The 16,844-nt window shown below is 74.4% G+C and carries 16 protein-coding genes and 1 pseudogene; 8 read left to right on the top strand and 9 right to left on the bottom strand.

Going from position 1 to position 16,844, the window contains the following annotated elements:
* The first annotated feature begins 12 nt into the window (after window positions 1–12).
* Window positions 13–951 carry an NAD(P)H-binding protein gene (locus BLW04_RS17440; RefSeq protein ID WP_091544169.1) on the top strand — a complete coding sequence of 313 codons (939 nt, stop codon included), beginning with the start codon at window positions 13–15 and terminating at the stop codon, window positions 949–951.
* Window positions 948–1,712, top strand: coding sequence for a CPBP family intramembrane glutamic endopeptidase (locus BLW04_RS17435; protein WP_091544061.1), 765 nt, complete (start codon window positions 948–950; stop codon window positions 1,710–1,712). The genes BLW04_RS17440 and BLW04_RS17435 overlap by 4 nt, the downstream gene beginning before the upstream one ends.
* 27 nt (window positions 1,713–1,739) lie before the next feature.
* Here the strand turns inward: BLW04_RS17435 and BLW04_RS17430 are convergent, their stop codons facing one another.
* Window positions 1,740–2,078, bottom strand: a complete 339-nt coding sequence (locus BLW04_RS17430) for a DUF1622 domain-containing protein (protein WP_091544059.1) — start codon at window positions 2,076–2,078, stop codon at window positions 1,740–1,742.
* Complete coding sequence (locus BLW04_RS17425; protein WP_254781734.1) at window positions 2,075–2,518, bottom strand: DUF1622 domain-containing protein; 444 nt, start codon at window positions 2,516–2,518, stop codon at window positions 2,075–2,077. Before BLW04_RS17425 ends, BLW04_RS17430 begins: the two co-directional genes overlap by 4 nt.
* 105 nt (window positions 2,519–2,623) lie before the next feature.
* Between BLW04_RS17425 and BLW04_RS17420 the strand changes: the two genes are divergently transcribed.
* Together BLW04_RS17420 and BLW04_RS17415 are read left to right on the top strand one after the other, a co-directional pair.
* Complete coding sequence (locus tag BLW04_RS17420; protein ID WP_254781732.1) at window positions 2,624–4,618, top strand: acetoacetate--CoA ligase; 1,995 nt, start codon at window positions 2,624–2,626, stop codon at window positions 4,616–4,618.
* Window positions 4,619–4,707: 89 nt separating this feature from the next.
* On the top strand, window positions 4,708–5,892 hold the full coding sequence (locus tag BLW04_RS17415; protein ID WP_254781730.1) for an amidase: 1,185 nt from the start codon (window positions 4,708–4,710) through the stop codon (window positions 5,890–5,892).
* A 9-nt stretch (window positions 5,893–5,901) separates the two neighbouring features.
* Here BLW04_RS17415 and BLW04_RS17410 read toward each other — a convergent pair whose 3' ends face one another.
* Window positions 5,902–7,119 carry a hypothetical protein gene (locus BLW04_RS17410; RefSeq protein WP_091544051.1) on the bottom strand — a complete coding sequence of 406 codons (1,218 nt, stop codon included), beginning with the start codon at window positions 7,117–7,119 and terminating at the stop codon, window positions 5,902–5,904.
* A gap of 115 nt (window positions 7,120–7,234) precedes the next feature.
* Here BLW04_RS17410 and BLW04_RS17405 point away from each other — a divergent pair, with 115 nt between their 5' ends.
* Window positions 7,235–8,515 carry an acyl-CoA dehydrogenase family protein gene (locus BLW04_RS17405; protein ID WP_091544046.1) on the top strand — a complete coding sequence of 427 codons (1,281 nt, stop codon included), beginning with the start codon at window positions 7,235–7,237 and terminating at the stop codon, window positions 8,513–8,515.
* A gap of 23 nt (window positions 8,516–8,538) precedes the next feature.
* On the opposite strand, the gene BLW04_RS17400 is transcribed toward BLW04_RS17405, so the two are convergent.
* Together BLW04_RS17400 and BLW04_RS17395 are read right to left on the bottom strand one after the other, a co-directional pair.
* On the bottom strand, window positions 8,539–9,648 hold the full coding sequence (locus tag BLW04_RS17400) for an MFS transporter (RefSeq protein WP_254781728.1): 1,110 nt from the start codon (window positions 9,646–9,648) through the stop codon (window positions 8,539–8,541).
* Window positions 9,649–9,764: 116 nt separating this feature from the next.
* Entirely contained in the window at window positions 9,765–12,569 is a 2,805-nt protein-coding gene (locus BLW04_RS17395) for an ATP-binding protein (protein WP_254781726.1), read from the bottom strand.
* Between the two features lie 139 nt (window positions 12,570–12,708).
* On the opposite strand from BLW04_RS17395, the gene BLW04_RS17390 reads away from it, so the two are divergent.
* The 3 genes from BLW04_RS17390 to BLW04_RS28650 all read left to right on the top strand — a co-directional run bounded on the left by BLW04_RS17390 (window position 12,709) and on the right by BLW04_RS28650 (window position 14,395).
* Window positions 12,709–13,086: an FKBP-type peptidyl-prolyl cis-trans isomerase gene (locus BLW04_RS17390; protein WP_091544043.1), complete on the top strand. Its 378-nt coding sequence runs from the start codon at window positions 12,709–12,711 to the stop codon at window positions 13,084–13,086.
* Between the two features lie 80 nt (window positions 13,087–13,166).
* Window positions 13,167–14,204 carry a cation diffusion facilitator family transporter gene (locus tag BLW04_RS17385; RefSeq protein ID WP_091544039.1) on the top strand — a complete coding sequence of 346 codons (1,038 nt, stop codon included), beginning with the start codon at window positions 13,167–13,169 and terminating at the stop codon, window positions 14,202–14,204.
* Window positions 14,201–14,395 carry a hypothetical protein gene (locus BLW04_RS28650; RefSeq protein WP_139306886.1) on the top strand — a complete coding sequence of 65 codons (195 nt, stop codon included), beginning with the start codon at window positions 14,201–14,203 and terminating at the stop codon, window positions 14,393–14,395. The genes BLW04_RS17385 and BLW04_RS28650 overlap by 4 nt, the downstream gene beginning before the upstream one ends.
* A gap of 1 nt (window position 14,396) precedes the next feature.
* On the opposite strand, the gene BLW04_RS17375 is transcribed toward BLW04_RS28650, so the two are convergent.
* The 4 genes and pseudogenes from BLW04_RS17375 to BLW04_RS17360 all read right to left on the bottom strand — a co-directional run.
* The gene (locus BLW04_RS17375; protein WP_091544035.1) at window positions 14,397–14,879 is read right to left on the bottom strand and encodes a DUF421 domain-containing protein; all 483 of its coding nucleotides are present in this window, start codon (window positions 14,877–14,879) and stop codon (window positions 14,397–14,399) included.
* Window positions 14,879–15,418, bottom strand: a complete 540-nt coding sequence (locus BLW04_RS17370; protein ID WP_091544032.1) for a hypothetical protein — start codon at window positions 15,416–15,418, stop codon at window positions 14,879–14,881. The genes BLW04_RS17375 and BLW04_RS17370 overlap by 1 nt, the downstream gene beginning before the upstream one ends.
* Before the next feature lie 71 nt (window positions 15,419–15,489).
* Window positions 15,490–16,455: an NAD(P)H-dependent flavin oxidoreductase gene (locus tag BLW04_RS17365; protein WP_091544029.1), complete on the bottom strand. Its 966-nt coding sequence runs from the start codon at window positions 16,453–16,455 to the stop codon at window positions 15,490–15,492.
* Window positions 16,456–16,536: 81 nt separating this feature from the next.
* Window positions 16,537–16,844 (bottom strand): annotated as a pseudogene (locus tag BLW04_RS17360) (hypothetical protein); the annotation flags it as partial.

The following is a 16,844-nucleotide window of genomic DNA, read 5'->3' as shown; positions in this document are numbered from 1 at the left end:
GAAGCTGGCCGCGTGCAGGTACTGGTGACCGGAGCGTCGGGGTTCGTCGGCAGCAGACTCAGCCACGCGCTGACCGATGCCGGGCACTCCGTGCGGGCCATGACCCGCCATCCGGACACCTACTCCGGCGCGGGGGAGCCGGTCGCCGGCGACGTCGGCGACGAGGCCTCGCTGCGTCGCGCGCTGGCGGACTGCGCGGCCGCCTACTACCTGGTGCACTCCCTGGACTCGGCGGACTTCCAGCAGCGCGACGCGCAGGCCGCCCGCTCCTTCGCGAGGGCTGCCGCGGACGCCGGCGTCCGGCGGATCGTCTATCTGGGCGGGCTGGGCGAGGACTCCGACGACCTGTCCGCGCACCTGCGCAGCCGGCGCCAGGTGGAGGAGCTGCTGGGCGAGGCCGGCGTGCCGGTCACCGTCCTGCGGGCCGGGATCGTGGTGGGCCACGGTGGGGTCTCCTGGGAGATGACCCGCCAGCTCGTGGCGCACCTGCCGGCCATGGTCACCCCGCGCTGGGTGCACACCCGGACCCAGCCGATCGCCGTCGCCGACGTCGTCCGGTACCTGATCGGGGTGCTCGAGGCGCCGGAGGCCGAGGGGCAGGTGTTCGAGGTCGGCGGCCCCGAGGTGCTGGAGTACGTGGAGATGCTCACCCGGGTCGCGGAGATCCAGGGCCGCCGGCTGGTCGTCGTCCCGGTGCCGTTGCTCTCGCCGCAGCTGTCCTCGCGGTGGCTGTCGCTGGTCACCGACCTCGACGTGCAGACCGGCCGGTCGCTGGTCGACTCGATGAGCAACGAGGTGGTGGTGCACGACGACGCGATCCGCACCCTCGTCCCGTTCGAGCCGATGAGCTACGACGAGGCGGTGCTCACCGCGCTCGGGGAGCGGGCCCGCGAGCGCCGCGAGGCACGCGCCGGTAGGCGCAGCACCGGTCTGCGGCGGGTGCGGGCATGACGCGGACGGCGGCGCTACGGGCGACCGTGGCGCGCCGGCTGCCGTCCTGGCTGGCGGAGAAGGTGCCGCGGGACCACCGCGAGTCCGACGCCGCCTTCCACCGCCGCCGCCTGGTGACCGCCGGCGTCGCGGTGGCCGGTGCCGGCCTGCTGGGCGTCTCGCTGTCGCAGAAGCCGGACTCCCCGGCGTTCTACGGGCTGACCCTGGGAGTGGCCGGCACCTGGGTGGCCGGCGGCCTGGCGTCCGGGCCGCTGCACCTGGGCTGGATGCGGTCGCCGGCGGACACCCTGGAGCGGCCGTTGCTCACCCCGGTCGCGCTCGGCGTTGGCTCCTTCGGCCTGCTCTACGCCGCCGCGCTGCTCGCCCGCCGGGTCCCGGTGCTCGGCGCGGCCATCACCCGGGTGCTGCGGTACGCCCATCAGGGCTCGCTGCCGCTGGTGTTGACCACCACGCTGGCCAACGGCCTCGCCGAGGAGGTGTTCTTCCGCGGCGCGCTCTACGCCGCTATGGGCACCCGCGGCCCGGTGCTGAAGTCGACAGCCGTCTACGCGCTGGCGACCGCCGCGACCCGCAACCCGGCGCTGGTGCTGGCGTCGGTGGCGATGGGCCTGCTGTTCGGGCTGCAGCGCCGGGCCACCGGCGGCATCCAGGCCCCGGTGCTGACCCACCTCACCTGGTCGGTGCTGATGCTGCGGTACCTGCCGCCGTTGTTCGCCGGCTCCTCCTCGATCGACGACCCGCGGGCGCAGCAGCAGCGCTGACGCCAGGGGACCGTCGCCGTCCAGGCGTCAGGACGCCGATCCGGACGGCGGCTCGGACACCGGGACGGCGCCGGCTGTCGACCGGGCACGGCCCACCGGCCCACCGGCCCGCTGGTTCGCGCGCAGGCCGAAGCCGACCAGCTTGCGAATGAGGATGATCACCGCGGTGGTGGCGAGGGCCCGGTAGGTCGGGTCGTCGGACAGGCGCAGCAGTCCGGCAGCGAGCAGGAACTCCAGCAGCACGCTCAAGGCCTGACGGACGTCGCGCCGGCGGGCGAGCACGAGCAGGCCGCATCCCAGGCCGAGGACGGTCAGCAGGAGGGCGCCGCCCTGCAGCAGCGCGCTCCACCAGGAGGGCCCGGTCACGTGTCGGTCGCCGACGACCGGCTGGTCCTGTCCGGATCGCGCTCCTCCTCCTCGACCTCGGCCCGCTCGTGGTCGATCTCCTTGCCCAGGAAGTAGTTCAGCAGGGTCCGGATCGCGGCGATGGCGGCGAGTTTGCCGATCTCGCCGAAGGTCGGCGCGATCGCGGTGCTCAGTACGTCGCTGGCGAGCTGGAACTCCAGGCCCAGGGTGAGGTAGCGGCCCAGGCCGAGCCGCACGCGGACGAACTCCTCGCTGCGCCGTCCCCGGAAGGCAGCGCGCACGAACTTCACCGCGGCCAGGACCGCGCCCAGGAAGATGACGATCGCGCCCGCCGCCTCCACCAGCCTGACCAGCAGGTCGACGTAGCGACGCAGCAGGTCTTCGGAGAGGATCGAGTCGGGCACTTCGGCCGCCGCTCGGGCCATGGTCAGCACGGTCACCGCTCGGATCTTCCCCCGTCGTCCCGGGAGTACTCCTCGATGCCGCCGGCCCCTGCCACGCAGGGCAGGGCTGACGCCCGCTGCTGCGAATGGCAGGCTCCGCTCGTGACCGCTGCGACGACCCCCGAGCCCGAGGTCCTCTGGCACCCCACGCCGGAGTCGATCGCGGCCTCCCAGCTGGGCCGGTTCGCCGCCTGGGTCGCCGAGCGCCGCGGGATCGACCTCGGCAGCCCGGCCGACTACGACGCCATCTGGCGCTGGTCGGTCGAGCACCTCGACCAGTTCTGGGCCGACGTCGCCGCCTGGTCCGACGTGCTGCCCGGCGTTCCCGACGACCGGGTGCTCATCCGCCGTGAGATGCCCGGCGCGCAGTGGTTCCCCGGAACGACGATCAACTACGCCGAGCAGGCGCTGCGGTACGCCACCGACGAGCAGCCCGCGCTGATCGCGGCCTCCGAGGACGGCGACCCGGTGGAGGTCAGCTGGGCCACGCTGCGCGGCCAGGTCGGCGCCTTCGCCGCGACGCTGCGCCGGCTCGGCGTCCAGCGCGGCGACCGGGTCGCCGGCTACCTGCCCAACGTCCCCGAGGCCGTCGTCGCCTTCCTCGGGGCTGCCTCGATCGGCGCGGTGTGGTCCTCCTGCGCGCCGGACTTCGGCACCCGCAGCGTGCTGGACCGCTTCGCCCAGATCGAGCCGGTGGTGCTGGTGACCGTCGACGGCTACCGGTTCAACGGCAAGCCCTACGACCGCCGGGACGTCGTCGCCGAGCTGCGCGACGCGCTGCCCAGCGTGCGGACGACGATCGCCGTCCCGCGGCTGCACGCCGACACGGTGCCCGAGGGGGCGCTGCCGTGGGCCGAGGCGGTCGCCGACGTCCAGGACCCGGTCTCCGAACCGCTGCCCTTCGACGCTCCGCTGTGGATCGTCTACTCCTCGGGCACCACCGGGCTGCCCAAGGGCATCGTGCACGGGCACGGCGGCGTGGTGCTCGAGCAGCGCAAGCAGATCGGCCTGCACATCGACGTCGGGCCCGGCGACCGGCTGTTCTGGTACGCCTCGACCGCCTGGATCATGTGGAACATCGCCACCTCCGCGTTGCTGGCCGGCGCGACGGTGGTCGTCTACGACGGCGCCCCGACGTACCCGACGGTCGACGCGCAGTTCGCGCTGGCCGCCCGCACCGGGATGAACTACCTGGGCACCAGCCCCGGCTACCTCGGGGCCTGCGAGAAGGCCGGCGTGCGCCCGGGGAACGACCACGACCTCTCCGCGCTGCGCGCGATCGGCGTCACCGGGTCCCCGCTGCCGGCCAGCACGTTCCGCTGGGTCTACGACGCCGTGGCGCCCGAGGTATTCCTGGGCTCGCTGTCCGGCGGAACCGACGTCGCCACCGGTTTCATCGGCAGCTCCCCGCTGCTGCCGGTGACCGCCGGCGAGCTGCAGCGTCCGATGCTCGGGGTGGCCGCCGCCTCCTGGGACGAGGGCGGCCACCCCGTGGTCGGCGAGCTCGGCGAGCTGGTGATCACCGAGCCGATGCCCTCGATGCCGCTGTACTTCTGGAACGACCCGGACGGAGTCCGCTATCGGGAGTCCTACTTCGAACCCTGGCCCGGGGTGTGGCGGCACGGCGACTGGCTGGAGGTCACCGAGCGCGGCACCTGCCTGATCACCGGCCGCTCGGACTCCACGCTGAACCGCGGCGGGGTGCGGATGGGCACCGCGGACGTCTACGCCGCGGTCGAGGCCATCCCCGCCGTCCTCGACTGCGTCGTCCTCGGGGTGGAGCAGCGCGACGGCGGCTACTGGATGCCGTTGTTCGTCCAGCTCGCGCCGGGGGCGGAGCTCACCGACGACCTGACCGCCGAGATCAAGGCCGCGATCCGGGCGAACGCCAGCCCCCGGCACGTGCCCGACGAGATCACCGTGGTGCCCGGCGTGCCGCACACGCGCACCGGCAAGCGGCTGGAAGTGCCGCTCAAACGGCTGTTCCAGGGCGTGCCGCCGGAGAAGGCGCTCAACCTGGGCGCGGTGGACGACGCAGCAGTGGTCGAGCACTACGTCGCGCTCGCCCGCGAGCGCAGTCTGGTGACCGGCACATGACGACCCGTTCCCGGGGGGCTGGCCCCGGTCGGACCGGGACGGGGGACGAGTCCCGGGTGCGCGAGGTGGCGGGGGCGACGAACGCTGTCGTGACCTGGATCGACCCACCGCTGCCGCACGCCGCCGAGGGGCCATTGGCCGGGGTCCGGGTCGGGCTGAAGGACAACATCGACACCGCCGGCGTGCGCACCAGCTGCGGCTCGGGTTTCTTCGCGGAGCGGGTGCCGGACGCCGACGCCGTGGTGGTGACCCGGTTGGCCGGCGCGGGCGCGGAGATGGTGGCCAAGCTGACGATGTCGGAGTTCGCGGTCGGCCTGACCACGCAGAACTCGGCGTCCGGCCCGTGCCACAACCCCTGGGACCTGAGCCGGGTGCCGGGCGGGTCCAGCGGCGGCCCCGCCGCGGCGGTGGCGGCCGGCCTGGTCGATCTGGCGTTGGGCACCGACACCGGCGGGTCGGTCCGGCTCCCGGCGGCGGCCTGCGGGGTCACCGGGCTGCGGCCGGGCGTGGGCACCGTGCCGTCGGGAGGCACCTTCCCGGTCTGCGAGCTGGTCGACACCGTGGGCCCGCTGGCCCGGTCCGTGCCGCTGGTCGCCCGGGCCTTCGCCGTCCTTGCCGGCCGCCCGGTGCGCGAGCCGGTGCCCGCCCGACCGCGCCGGATCGGCCTGCCGGAGTCGTGGTTCGATGGGCTGGACGACGGGGTGGCCGAGGTCGTCGCGGCCGCCGGCCGGGTCTTCGCCGAGGCCGGGACCGAGCTGGTGCCCGTGCAGGTCGGCGGGGTCGGTGCCGCGCAGGACGTGCTGTACACGATCGTCTACCTCGAGCTCCTCGAGTTGCACCGCGACCGGCTGGCCGAGCCGCGGCGCTTCCAGCCCGACACGCTGGCCCGCATCCACCTGGGGGAGGGCCTCACCGAGGGGCACCGGGACGAGGCGCTGGCCATCCGGGCGGAGTACCAGCAGGAGCTCGACGAGCTGTTCACCGACATCGACGTGCTGCTCACCCCCACCCTGCCGGTCGACGTCCCCCGGGCCGCCGGGGGCGACGACGTGCTGACCCTGACCCGCCGGCTCGGGCAGTTCACCGCGCCGTGGTCGCTGCACGCCGGGCCGACGTTGGCGCTGCCGGTGGGTCGGCACCCGGTCTCCGGCATGCCGGTCGGCGCCCAGCTCACCGCCGCCGTCGGCGGGGAGGACCTGCTGCTGGACGCCGGGGCCTGGTTCCAGGAGCGCACCTCCTGGCACACCGCGGTGCCGCCCTGCTCGGTGGGCTGAACCGGTCCGTCACACCCCCGGCGGGGGCTGCGCCGTTCCGACGCCCAGGTGATGCACGGTGCCGGCCCGCTCGCCCGCCGGCAGGACGTGCCAGGGGAGCCCGCGCACCTGGGGCACCTCGTACATCCCTTCCGCGGGCGTGCTCCGGGACAGCACCCGGTCACCGAGCACGACGACGAGGTCGTCGCCGTCCCACCGCAGCCGGGGCAGGCCGAGCGCGGCCGGGTCGTCGGTGCGCCGGTGGACGGTCATGTAGTTCTCCACCAGGGCGGTCAGGACGGCGCGGGTGGTGGCCCAGCGGACGCCGTCGCTGCCGGCCACCGACCGTCCCTCGTAGGCCGCGCGGTGCCATCCGTCGTCCTCCTGTTGCCACTCGGCCGAGTACAGGTGGCGCTCTCCGGGCGCGAGGTCCTCGGCCGGCTGCCCCCGCAGCTCCCGCTCGTAGCAGGCCAGCGGGTCGACGGTGTCGGCGAGCTGCTGCTCCGTGCGGCGCACCGCGGCCGAGTACCGGGTGACGGCGTCGGCCAGCAGCGGGTCGCCGGGGCGCTCGGCGAGGTGCCGGCGCGCCAGCGCCAGGCTCTCCCGGTAGAGCCGCAGCACCTCCGCCGACAGCGGGCCGGCCGTCAGCGCCGCCGCCAACCTCTCCAGCAGCTCCTGCCGCTGCCGCACCTGCCGCGCCAGCAGCTCGATCTCGGCCCGCAGCCCGTCGAGCTCGGCCTGCTGGCGCACCTGGTCGGCCTGCTGCCACCGCCGCGCTGTCGCCGCCGAGTTGAGGTCCTCGGCCAGGTGCAGGAACGTCGCCGGGCCGCCCGTTCCCACGACCAGCGGTCCAGAGTCGAGCGTGCGGTGCTCCAGCCGGACGGCGGTGGCCACTCCGGCCCGCGTCACCACGGCCGCACCGTGCGCGCCGGCCCGGGGAGCCAGCTCCGCCCGGGAGACGGACTGCACGCCCGGATTGGCCAGCCGGACCGCCTCGAGCAGCCAGGAGCGGTACTCGGCCGTCGCCGCGCCGCGCAGCCCGCCGGCCCGGTAGGCGAGCCCGGCCAGCAGCACCGCGACGGCGGCCAGCGCCCCGGTGGCAGGTGCCTGCGCGTGGGCGGCGCACCAGACGGCGCCCCCCGCGGCGGCCGCGGCCGCCGTTCCCAGTGCCGCCGGGAGCGCCGTCGCGTACCGCCGGGCCCGGCGGCCCCGGCGGAAGCCACGCAGCGACGCATCCTCCATGGACACCGGCCCTCCTCGCGACCTCTCCGGTGTTAAGTGGATCACTTGCGGGTGCGCCGCGCAGGGGGTTACCGGACAGTAGGTGCGAACTGGTCCGACGAGCCTCAGGAGCGCCCCGACGATGACGTCGCCCGCCAGCCGCCCCGCCGAGACCGATCCGACCGGGGGGCCCGCCGACGGAACCTGGCTGCCCGAGCCGCCCGTCCTGCACTCGCCGTGGCACACGCCCGGGCGCGCTGACCTGCAGGAGCAGGCCCGCCGGTTCGCCATGGACGAGGTGCTCCCGGTGGCGAACGAGCTCGACCCGCAGAAGGGGGAGATTCCGCAGCGCCTGCTGGAACGGCTCGGCGAGCTGGGGTACTTCGGCCTCACCATCTCGGCCGCGGACGGCGGCCTGGGCCTGGGCGTCTTCGAGTACTGCATGGTCAGCGAGGAGCTGGCCCGGGCCTGGATGAGCGTGGCCAGCATCCTGGCCCGCTCGCAGGGCATGGGCACCTCGGTGGCCGATGCCGGCCGGCGCCGCGAGCTGCTGCGCCGCAGCGCCGCAGGCTCCTGGATCGGCGCGGTCGCGCTGTCCGAGCCCGACGCGGGCTCGGACCTGGCGAACGTGCAGACCCGGGCGGTCCGGGACGGCGACGAGTGGGTGGTGACCGGCCACAAGCGGTGGTGCGGCAACGCGAAGGCCGCCGACTTCATCCAGGTGCTGGTGCGGGTGGCCGCTCCCCGGCCCGGGGAGTCGCGCTCCCGCGGCCTGCGCAATCTGCTGCTCGTCAAGGAGCGCGGGTCGTTCCCGGCCGGGCTGACCGGCTCCCCGATCGACAAGGTCGGCTACCACGGCTTCCTGACCTGGGACCTCGCCTTCGACGGCGTCCGCGTCCCGGCCGGGGACCTGATCGTGGAGGGCGGCGACGCCGATGCCGGCGAGGACTCGGGTGCGGGCTTCCGGGAGGCGCAGGCCTTCCTGAACACCGCCCGGGTGCACACCGCCGCCCGGGCGGTCGGGCTGGCCCGCGCTGCGGTCGAGGACTCGGTGCTCTACCTGCAGGAGCGCGAGCAGTTCGGCCACCCGATCGGCGACTTCCAGGCGCTGCGGTTCACGCTGGCCGACATGGCCGCCCAGGTGGAGCAGGCCCGCGCGTTCTACCGCCAGGTCGCCCACTTCCTCGACGAGGGCGTGCCCTGCGAGCGGGAGGCGGCGATGGTGAAGCTGCAGGCCACCGAGATGGCCGTGCGGGTCACCAACTCCGCGATGCAACTGCACGGCGGCAACGGCTACACCACCGAGCGCCAGGTCGAGCGGCACTGGCGCGACGCCCGGCTGACCACGATCTTCGAGGGCACCAGCGAGATACAGAAGCGGATCATCAGCAATGCGATGTTGCCGCGCAGCCCGCTGAGCTGACCCCTCCCCGGACCTTTCCGGGCTCAAGGCCGGATGAGCCGGGGGAGCGCTGCGGCCAGCAGCAGGACGGCGCCGGCAACCAGCACGAGCCCGCCGGTGGCGTAGGCCGCGAAGAGCGCCAGCGCGGCGAGCTCCACGCCGAGCCCGGCCATCGAGGTGACCGTTGCTCGGGCTGGGCCGGTGATCGCCTCCTGCAGCCGGGTCTCGGCGACCACCAGCACCAGCCGGTACAGCGCGTAGCCCGCGGCCACCGCGCCCAGGCCGGCCGGCACGGCCAGCACGGCGGCGGCAACCAGGGCGAAACCGGCCGTGGCGAGCGCGACGGTGACCGCCGAACGAGGCCAGGACGCCGCCCGCCCGCCGAGCGCGGCCCCGACCGCCCCGGCCAGCGGCACCCCCAGCAGGACCAGCGGGTTGGCCGCGTCCGGCACACCCCAGTCGCGGGCCAGCAGGGGGAAGTACTCCTCCATCGCGTCCAGTCCGCCGAGCAGCACCACCAGCAGCACCGCCGTCCGTACTGCCGGGCGGCCGGCGGCCTCGGTGACCCCGGCGGACAGGATGTCCCACCAGCCCGGCCCGTCGCCGTCCGGGTTCTCGGTCCCATGGAATGCCTCCGGCAGCCGGGCCGCCAGGCCGGCGGCGGCCAGGCAGGTCGCGACGCTTGCCCAACCGACGAGTGGGAACCCGCCGACGGAGAACAGCGCGGCGGCGGCCAGGGCGGTCGGCACCTGCACCAGCAGGTCGACGGCGTTCACCCAGCCGTACACCCGGCCGAACTGCCCGGCGGCCCCGGCCGCCGCCAGCCCGTCGTGCAGCAGCGCCTCGAAGGACCCGGACACCAGGGCGCCACCCACCGCCCACACGACGAACCCCGCCGCGAACCCCGGAAAGCCGGGTAACGCCGCCCACAGCAGGTAGCCGGCGGCCTGGAGGACGCCCGCGGTGACCAGTGCGCCGCGCCGGGAGAAGCGGTCGGCGAACGCGCCGGAGGGCACCTCGGCGAGCACGGCGGTGGCCGACCAGAGTGCGAGCAGCGCCGAGATGTCGCGGTCGTCGAGCCTGGTGTCGGCGAACAGCAGCGCGTACAGCGGGTAGAGCGGGACGAACTCGGCGACGGCGGACCAGGCCAGCACGCGGCGGACCAGCGAGCGGACCGTGAACGGCGGTGGGGGCGGACCGGTGGGTCAATCGGGGGGCATGGCCGGAAAGCTAGTCCTCCCGGCCGGCTGGCGCAGCACGTTTCCGCGCCTCAGGACGGCGTGGGTTCCTCGCCGTCGCCGGTGTCGGCCGCCCGCGGCGCCCGGATGGTCACGGTGGTGCCCTCCGGGCCGGGCCGGGCGGTGATGTCAGCGAAGGCGCTCATCAGCGTGGAGCCGCGTCCGCGGTCCATGCTCGGCACCCGCTCGCGCCACTGCCCGTAGTCCCGGACGGTGATCGTCACGACGCCTCCGAGCGCCTCGGCGGTCACGTCGAAGAACGGCTCGGTGGGGTCCTGGGCGTGCTCGATGGCGTTGGTCGCCGCCTCGCAGGCCGCCAGCAGCAGGTCATAGGCCTGGTCCTCGTCGAGCCCGGCCTCGGCCAGCGCCCGGCGCAGCGCCCGGCGCAGCGCGGGGATCGTCTGGGCGGTCGAGGCGAAGCGCCAGCGCTCCCGGACGGTCGGGACCGGCTCCGCTGGCGCCTCGGGCGCTGCCGGCGGCGGGGGGAGGGAGTCCGCGGGCCGGCTGGCCGGCACCAGCGTCCGGACGTCGGCCGTGGGCACCGGCGGGGCGCTCGGCGGTGCGGCGCGCCCGGCGGCCGGCGGGCGCGGGGGTGCTCCGCGGCCGGACCGGTCGACCGCGACCCGCACCCGGGCGATCAGCTCGGCGGCCTGGAACGGCTTGGCCAGGTAGTCGTCGACGCCGGCCTCGAATCCCTCGACGGCGGCCTCCTGACCGGCGCGCGCGGTCAGCATGACCACCGGGATGCCGGCGGTCGCCGGGTCCGCCCGCAGCCGGCGGAGCAGCTCGAAGCCGTCGACCCGCGGCATCATCACGTCGGTGAGGACGACGTCGGGCCGGTGCTGGCCGATGCTCGCCAGCGCCTCCTCGCCGTTCGTCGCCGTCCGGACCGCCCAGATCGGCGACAGCAGCCGGATCAGGTAGGTCCGCATGTCGGCGTTGTCGTCGACCACCAGCACGGTGGTGCCGGTGTCGGCGGCCAGCAGCGGGTCCTCGCGCGGCGCGACGTCCCGTTCCCAGGCCTCGGCGGTGCCGTATGCGGTCTGCGAAGGCGTCGCCGGCCCGGCCTCGACGGCGTCCGCGCTGCCGTAGGGCATCGACACGCTGAACGTGCTGCCCACGCCCGGCTCGCTGGCCACCGCGACCGTGCCGCCGTGCAGGCCGACCAGTTCCTGCACGAGGGCCAGGCCGATGCCTGTCCCCTCCCGGTGGCGGGCCACGGCGCCCGGGACCCGGTGGAAGCGGTCGAAGACCAACGGCAGCTCCTCCGCCGGGATGCCGATGCCGGTGTCAGCGACGGTCAGCACGAACCGGTCGCCCTCGGCGCGCACCGTCACCGCGATGCTGCCGACGAAGGTGTACTTCACCGCGTTGGACAGCAGGTTGAGGACGACCTTCTCCCACAGCCGCGGGTCCACGAACGCGGGGCCCTCCAGCGGCGGGCAGTCGACGAGCAGCTGCAGCCCGGCCCGCTCAGCGGCCGCGCGCAGCACGCCGGCCAGCTCGGCGGTGAAGGTGGCCACGTCGGTGTGCACCCGGACGGCGCTGGCCCGGCCGACCTCGATCGAGGCGAAGTCCATCAGGTCGTTGACCAGGCGCTGTAGCCGCTGGCCGTTGCGCAGCGCCAGGCTGAGCTGGTCGCGGGCGGACGCCGGGAGCGGGTCGGCGGCGTCGGCGAGCACGTCGCTGAGGGGACCGAGCAGCAGGGTGAGCGGAGTGCGCAGCTCGTGGCTGACGTCGGAGAAGAACGCGGTCTTCGCCCGGTCTAGCTCGGCCAGCGACTCCGCGCGGCGTCGCTCGGCGTCGAAGGCCCGGGCGTTGGCCACGGCACCGGCGAACTGGCCGGCCACCAGGTGGTGGAAGGTGCGGAGGCCCTCGTCCAGGGCCAGGTTGGGGCTGACCGCGGCCAGCAGCCAGCCGATCGGCTCCTCGCCGGTGGCGGCCGGCAGCGGCAGCGCCACGGCGTCGGTGACGGCGTCGTCCCAGATGCCGCCGCGCAGGCCCAACCCGGTCACGTCGTCGGGCAGCCCGGCGGAGGTCCGGCAGACCTCGGGCAGCAGCTCGGGCGGGCAGCCGACGGTGCCGGCCCGGTGCAGGCGGGAGTCGCCGGCGTCCAGCAGGTAGACCGCGGCGAACGGCATGTCCAGCCGGTCGGTGGCCAGCGCCGCGCACATCGCCGTGATGACCTGGTTCTCCTCGCCCAGCTGGGCGCCGGCGGTGGCCAGGTCGCGCAGCAGCTGCTGGCGGCGCTCGCCCAGCACCTCGCCGGTGACCTCGGTGCAGACGCCGAGCATGCCGGCCACGGCCCCGTCGTCGGCGAAGGCCGGGGCGTGGGAGACGGTGAAGTAGGTCTCCTCGCGGTAGCCCGCGCGTTCGAGGAGCAACGGCAGCCGGGGCAGCCAGGATGCCTCCCGGGTCGCCATGGCGTGCTCGACCGGCCCCTCCAGCGCCGCCCATCCCTCGGCCAGGGTGATGCGGATGTCCTCGCCGATGGCGGGGTGTTTGGCGCCGATGAAGGGGGCGTAGCCGTCGTTGTAGAACTGCAGGTACTCGGGGCCCCAGGTCAACACCATGGGGAACCGGGAGGAGAGCACCGTGCGGACGGCGAAGCGCAGGCTGGCCGGCCAGGAGGCCACCGGGCCCATCGGGGTGGCCGACCAGTCGTGGGTGGCCATCAGCCGGCCGCACTCGCCGCCGTCGGCGAACAGGTCGTCGCCCGCGGGTCCCGAGGGCAGCTCCGGGACCACACCCACCTCCATCGCCGCGCCTTCATGGACCGGGCCCGGTCCGGCTCGCCGAGCGCGCCGGCGGCGGTCGGCGTCGACCCACTCGCGCATGCAACCTACCGTCCCGTGCAGCCGGGTCCTGCGGAACCCCGGCGCGGCAGGCCCCCGCTGGCTGGGCAGGGCGCGGGCGGCTTGGATGGGTCCAGTGCCGCCGGGGACCGGCCCCGGCACCGACCCGAGGAGCACTTCCGTGGCAGAGCTGACCCGACCCGACGTCGAACCGCCGACCGGACCGGTCCCCGACGACCTGGTGGTTGAGGACCTGGTGGTGGGTGACGGCCCGGAGGCCACCCGCGGCAGCCTGGTCCAGGCCCATTACGTGGGCGTCACCCACGACGGCGGCGAGCAGTTCGACGCCTCCTGGGACCGGGGCGACCCGCTGGAGTTCCAGCTCGGCGTCGGCATGGTCATCCAGGGCTGGGACGAGGGCATCGAGGGCATGAAGGTGGGCGGCCGCCGCAGGCTGACCATCCCGGCGCACAAGGCCTACGGCGAGCGCGGGGCCGGCGGCGTCATCAAGCCCGGCGCGACCCTGGTCTTCGTCGTCGACCTCGTCGGCGTCCGCTGACGAAGGACCCCCTGCCCCCGCCGACGAGGAGGGCATGACGTCGCGGTTGCCCCCGCCCCCGGCGGGGCACGGGTGGTCGCATGACGCAACCAGCTCCGACCACCGGGCACGCACTGGCCGAGGAGGCCACCGGGGGCAGTAGTGGGGGCAAGGCGGAGAAGGGCTCCGGCGGGGAGTCGACCGGCACCGTGATCGTGGCGGGCGCGGTCAACCTGGCCATCGCCGTCGCCAAGCTCGTCGGCGGCCTGATCAGCCACTCCTCGGCGATGTTGTCGGAGGCGGCGCACTCGCTGGCCGACACCGTCACCGAGGTGCTGCTGTTCGTCGCCCTCAAGCGCGGGAACCGGGCCGCGGATGCCCGGCACCCGTTCGGCTACGGCCGGGAGACGTACTTCTGGGCGTTCATCGCCTCGCTGTGCACCTTCGGCGTCGGCGCCGGCTTCTCGATCTACCAGGGCGTGACGACCATCCTGGGAGGTGAGGAGCAGGGCTCGCCGACGATCTCCTACATCGTGCTGGCCGTCTCCTTCGTGCTCGAGGGCGGCTCACTGGTGAAAGCCGTGCGCCAGGTCCGCGGCGAGGCGAAGGAGCACGGGACGACGTCCCGCCGGTACCTGCAGCACACCACGGACACCACCATCAAGGCGGTCACCTTCGAGGACAGCGCCGCGCTCGTCGGCCTGGTCCTCGCCGCCCTCGGGCTCTTCCTGGAGCAGATGACCGGCGACCCGGTGTGGGACGGCATCGCCGCCATCCTCATCGGCCTGCTGCTGATCCTGGTGGCCGGCGTCCTGGCGCAGGCCAATGTGTCCCTGCTGATCGGCCAGTCCCTGCCGGGGACGACCCAGCAGGAGCTCAAGGACGAGCTGGCCGGCATGGACCTGGTGGACGACGTCCCGTTCCTGCTCACCTCGGTGATCGGCCCCGGGCAGGTGATCGTGTCGGCGAAGGTGGACTTCGCCGACAGCGCCACGGTCGCCGACATCGAGCGGGCCGCCGACGAGGCCGAACGGCGGCTGGTCGCGCGGCACCCCGGCGTCCGCTACGTCTTCCTCGACCCCACCCCCGGGAACGGGAAGGCGCGGTTCCGGGCGCCGGAGGCCGGCGAGCTGGAATGAGCCCGGCCGGGGTCCGGTGGGGCGCGGCAGGCAGATCGAGGTGTGGTCCGACGTCGTGGCGGCTGCTGCACGCCTACTTCGAGGAGCAGCGCCCGGTGTTCGACGTCGACTCCCTCGTCGAGCTGGGCGCCGAGGCCGGGCTGGACGCCGAGGAGGCCCGCGGCTGCGAGGACGGCACCTGCGCGGTCTGATTCAGCCCAGCTGGTCCGGTGGCGCCGCGGCGCCGTCGCTGGTGCCCTTGCCGGTGAAGAAGGAGATCCGGCCGTTGGTCTCCAGCACGGCCAGGTCGATGTCGCTGAAGCGGAGGATGCCCTGCTGCCGGACGGCGATCAGCAGGTCGTCCATCGACACCCGCTCCATCCGCATCGTCTCCGCCACCAGCTCGCCGCCGCGGATCAGCACGTAGGGCACGCCGTGCAGCGTCGGCCGGACCTGGCGCCACCGCCGGACGGCGTACCCGGCGGCGATGGTGAGCAGCGCGAAGACGCTGATCGCCAGGATGCCGCCGGTCACCGAGTAGTCCTGCTGGGTCACCGCCTGCTGGATCAGGTCGCCCATCACCACGTACATGATGAGCTCGAAGGCCGTCAGCTCGCTGAGCGTGGCCCGGCCCACCACCCGGGTGACGACGAACAGGAAGACGGCGAAGACGAGCGCCCGGACGACGACCTCCATCAGGGCACCAGCCAGGTCCGGTACTCGACGGAGGCGACCCGTTGGTCGTCGACGATCAGCCAGACGTCCGCGGACGCGCCGAGCTGCGCCGTGGGCTGCACGTAGGTGTCGAAGTCAAAGGTCAACGTGTTCCCGGTGGGCGGCGTGTCCAGCACGAAGTAGGACATGGTGGCGTCGGAGTACTCCTCGCTCGGTTGCGGGCTCATGCCCTGGCTCTCGAAGAGGTCGAACCAGTCCGACGTCACCGCCAGCGTCACCTCATCGGGGAAGGTGCCCGGCGCGGTGACGGTGACCGTCCACGGGATGTCCCAGCCGGCCCGGGCAACTCGCGGGTATTGGACGGACATCGTGTAGCCGCCGCCCTCGGCGGTCACCTCGGCGCTGTGCACGCCGAGCCAGCCGGTCGCGCCGACCGCCACGACCAGCACCAGGACGGCGATGGCGAGGCGCCGTGCCCAGATCTTGGGCGGCTGCTGCCTCGGCGATCGGACATCGCTCAGTGAGCTGTCGCTCGGGGGTGCGGCGGTGGTGCTCTGCACGGATGACCTCTCGACGGCCTGTGGTCCACGGCGCCGGACCGGAGGTGATCATCACATCCGGCCGGCACCCGTCAGGTCGAGAGCAACCGGGGCACCCCCCGAAGGGTGACTTCCGCGTCGGCGGCCAGCCGGCGGACGACGTCGGTGGCCGACTCCTCGCCGGTGACCAGGCCGACCGACTCCCCTGCGTAGACGGGAGAGTGGTCCAGGTCGCCGTCCCGGCGTGCGGCGCGCACCTGCTCGGCCGCCCGGGTGTCGCCGCGCAGCTCGGCCTCCCGGCCGTGCCAGGTCTCGGTGAACTCGTTGACCAGCGCCCGGCCCGGCCACCGCTCGGGCCAGGCCAAGCCCTGGGCGATGTCGAAGGCACGGGTCAGCACGGTGCGGTCCCCGCCGGCGGCCCGGACGCGCTGGCGCGCAGCCGCGTTGTTGAGCCCTTCGGGGCAGGCCAGCAGTGGGGTGCCGATCCACGCCCCGGCCGCCCCCGCCACGAGCACGGCGGCCAGCCCGGCCCCGGTGGCGATGCCACCGGCGGCCAGCACCGGTCGGTCGGTGATGGCCAGCACCTCCTGCAGCAGGGGCAGCGTGGCCCGGCGCCCGGTGTGCCCGCCGGCCTCGGTGCCCTGCACGACCAGGACGTCCGCGCCGGCGTCGGTGGCCCGGTCGGCGTCCTCCCGGGTGTTCACCGCGGTCGCCACCGCGATACCGGCGTCGTGCAGCGGACCGACGTAGGGCCCCGGGTCGCCGAAGGAGACCGACACCAGCGCCGGCTGGACGGCGATGGTGGCGGCGAGCAGCTCGGGTCGGTCGGCGAGCACCCAGGCCATCAGCCCGACGCCGAAGGAGACGTCGGACTCCTCGGGCAGCCGGGCCTGCCCGGTCAGCCAGTCGGGGTCGGTGAGGTTGCCGACGCCGATCATCCCCAGCCCGCCGCCCAGCGAGACCGCGCGAGCCATCTCACCGCCGGCGACGCCGGCCATCGGGGCGCCGAAAACCGGGGCCTGCAGATCGAACCAACGGGTGAGCGGGGTCGTGATCACCGCACCATGGTGGTCTCCAGAGCTCAGGCGCGCAGCACGTCGGCGCGCCGTCGTCCCCCTTCCCGGTCACTGCCGGCATGGCTAGTGGTCCCCGCCGTTGGAACGTCGGGGGTCCGCCGTCCAGGCGGTTGGGTTGTTGAGGTAGAGGCCACAGGCGCAGTCGAGCGCCTCTTCGGCGGTGCCGGTGGGTGAGCCGCTGGGCAGGACGTTGTCTTCGTAGTCGTCGTGGCTGGCCCGGTAGATCGCGAAGCCCCAGACCGTAGCCGAGCCGACAGAGCGCAGTCGGCACAGCGGCAGGACCTCGCCGTCGGGCAGGACGAGGTTGTCCCGGGTCTCGTGGAAGTTGAGGTGGCGGTCCCCCGCCTGCACCGGCCGTGAGGTAGGTGTTG

Source organism: Modestobacter sp. DSM 44400 (assembly GCF_900107175.1).
Lineage (GTDB): Bacteria > Actinomycetota > Actinomycetes > Mycobacteriales > Geodermatophilaceae > Modestobacter.
The sequence above is the reverse complement of the archived record's forward strand: the minus strand, read 5'-3'. Positions and strand labels throughout refer to the sequence as shown.